The 369-nt window shown below is 45.3% G+C and carries 1 protein-coding gene; it reads left to right on the top strand.

Annotated features, from left to right (window positions below; translation table 11 throughout):
* Window positions 1-102: 102 nt before the first annotated feature.
* Window positions 103-369 (top strand): hypothetical protein (locus EDI28_RS27500; protein ID WP_233353543.1); only part of this gene is annotated, 267 nt, incomplete at its 3' end.

Here is a 369-nt window from a genome sequence, read left to right as displayed (position 1 = left end):
GCTGAGAGTTAAAGGAAAAACGTAAGTAAAACAACAGGATTTTCGCCATAACAAAGCCATCAAGGTGATGCATTACACTCGGCGGTTTTGGTATGGAGTTCGGTGCGCTTTGTTAGTTCAGCGGGGCACACCTTATGGCAGGCGTTATGCACCTTAGAGCCAAGTTCATCGATGGTAGAATGTTCATCGCACATTTCCACGATTTCTCAGGCTATTCGTTCAGCGAAAGGCTGCCTGAAAGTTCAGAGAACAGCAGGTTGTCGTTTTCTTTGTCGCCTTTTACCCTGGCAATTCAGCAATGAGTTTCATCGTTACTTTGTTCTGAAAGGGCAGTTGCTTGTCTTAACCAATAGTTCGGTACAACAGCCA

Source organism: Photobacterium chitinilyticum, assembly GCF_004104355.1.
Lineage (GTDB): Bacteria > Pseudomonadota > Gammaproteobacteria > Enterobacterales > Vibrionaceae > Photobacterium > Photobacterium chitinilyticum.
The sequence above is the reverse complement of the archived record's forward strand: the minus strand, read 5'-3'. Positions and strand labels throughout refer to the sequence as shown.